At 57.6% G+C, this 2,185-nt stretch carries 4 protein-coding genes; all 4 read right to left on the reverse strand.

What is annotated here, in order from left to right:
- The coding region (locus AC1DH9_RS27800; RefSeq protein ID WP_477809202.1) for an AAA family ATPase at positions 1-1,004 on the reverse strand (1,004 nt) is incomplete at its 3' end.
- A 2-nt stretch (positions 1,005-1,006) separates the two neighbouring features.
- Complete coding sequence (locus tag AC1DH9_RS27805; RefSeq protein ID WP_427545241.1) at positions 1,007-1,537, reverse strand: A24 family peptidase; 531 nt, start codon at positions 1,535-1,537, stop codon at positions 1,007-1,009.
- Between the two features lie 30 nt (positions 1,538-1,567).
- Positions 1,568-1,759: a Flp family type IVb pilin gene (locus tag AC1DH9_RS27810; RefSeq protein ID WP_427545239.1), complete on the reverse strand. Its 192-nt coding sequence runs from the start codon at positions 1,757-1,759 to the stop codon at positions 1,568-1,570.
- A gap of 143 nt (positions 1,760-1,902) precedes the next feature.
- The gene (locus AC1DH9_RS27815) at positions 1,903-2,097 is read right to left on the reverse strand and encodes a Flp family type IVb pilin (RefSeq protein ID WP_427545237.1); all 195 of its coding nucleotides are present in this window, start codon (positions 2,095-2,097) and stop codon (positions 1,903-1,905) included.
- Between the last annotated feature and the right edge of the window lie 88 nt (positions 2,098-2,185).

Genomic DNA, 2,185 nt, shown 5'->3' on the forward strand with positions numbered 1-2,185 from the left:
GTGGAAAACACCAGAATCAGATCGAACGGCAGCTCGCAATGCCGCCCACCGCCCAGGTTGAGGAAATCGCGCTTCTCTTCCATCGGGACGATCCAGCGATTCAGCAGTTCGGCGGGCGGCATGCGCTGGCGCCCCATGTCGTCGATGATGAACAGGCCATTGCTGGCCTTGAGCTGCAAGGCGGCCTGGTACTGACGGGTGAAGGGGTCATAACGAATGTCCAGCTGTTCCATGCTCAATTCGCCGCCGGTGATGACGATCGGGCGTTTGCAGCACAGCAGCCGACGGTCGATCCCTTCGTTGAGCATCAAATTGTTCTGTGGACTGCCATCATCCAGCCGCTGGTGTACCTGCGGGTCATAGATCTCGATCACCGACTCGTTGATCACAATGGCATGGGGCACCCAGATGGCCTCGGCGAACAGGCGGATCAGCCGACTGCTGACATAGGTCTTGCCGGTCCCCGCAGGGCCATAAATCATGATCGCTCGCCCGGAGTTCAGCGCCACACCCAGTTGATCGAGCATCCCCTCAGTGAGCACTACGCCGTTGAGCGCCGTGCGCATATCATTCGCACTGATACGTCCGTGGTGAATGGTCTGTACCTTGAGCAGGGAGCGGTAGGCACTCACCGGGAACGGCGCCGCTCCGATATAGCCGCTACGCGACAGGGCATCGCGGGCAGCACTGCGACCGCGCTCGGTCAGGCCATAACGCAGCGGCTGCCCGCCCCCGACTTGCGCGCCCATCTGCCCAAGCACTTCGACACGACCATCCTTGCGCAGAAACGCCAGGACCTCTTCCATCACGGCGCCGGTCAGCGCCAGGCGCTCTACCAGCCGCGACATGTCCAGCACGCCGGCGTCATACAAATGCTTGCACACCAACTCGCCGAGAAAACTGTCCGTCAGCCCCGTCTCGCTGATAGTGCACGGTTGGGGAGCCAGGCGCTGCACCGCTTCTCGCTCATTGTGGCAGGCATCACTCTCGGCAATGACGTGCATGACTAACCTCCCAACCCACTGGCAAAGAGTTGCCAGTAAACGGCGTTTAAAGTGCCAAGCAAAATGGCAATCGAATAAGGGAAAGGCTTGCTGGCCACCTCGTCTGAAGTCGGCGCCAGATAAGACTGCGCCCTCAAAATCAGCCAATAGCGCCCCAGGGTCTGTAATAATTGACCGCGAACCAGCACTATCAGGAAACCGCACACGCCACCGGCGATCAGGCTGAATAAAGCAGCCCACAACGCGTAATGGAACGGTAGAAAACTGCCGACCATGGCCATCAACTTGACGTCACCGGCGGCCATGCCACCCGAGGCGTACATGGGCAGAAACAGTGCAAAACAGATCAGGATGCCCAACAGGCCGTCTCCCAATCCGCTGACTCCCCCTGAGTACGTCTGAGCGACCAATCCCAAGGCAAGTCCCAACAGAATCAGCAGGTTGGGAATACGGTGGCGAAGCAGATCGCTCACCACCGCCACGCCCAAAAGTCCTATCAGTAAAACAGTCGATACCATCAGTTCCGTGGACATGGCGTGCCTCCCKACCGGGAATTATTGTTATCAGCAAGCACCACCGTTGACCGCAGCGCACAGCGCCGTGATCTTGGTCGTCACTGCACCGCCCAACAGAGTGAAAATCGCGGCAACAGCCACCGTAATCAACCCACCCGCCACTGCGTATTCCACAATGGTCAGGCCATTTTCATCTTCAGCGAACTTGCGTATCGAAGTTCTGATTGTTTGCAGAGTCATTTTGTGCACCTCACTTCAACAGTCATACAGACTAGAACGTGCATTGGCAGGGACAGCGCGAAGTCCATTGAGTTATCCGGTAAACAGTAGCGACCGGCTGTTCCATGGACTCGCTGCGTCCCCCCCACCTTGAGTTGTCGTTACTAGCACGCCACGTTGCCGTTGACGGCCTTGCACAGCGCCGTGATCTTGGTATTCACTGCTCCGCCCAAAAGAGTGAATATTGCGGCGACAGCTACCGTAATCAGCCCACCGGCCACTGCGTATTCCACAATGGTCAGACCGTCTTCATCTTTGGCGAACTTCAGTACCGAAGCCTTGATAGTTTGCAGAGTCATTTTGCCCACCTCACTCGAATGTTGTTCTTCCGGGGAGCAGCACTTTTTGCACTGCTTGTAGCTACCTTAGTCAGGGCATCCCCAAGGG

Source organism: Pseudomonas sp. 05T35, from assembly GCF_056396605.1.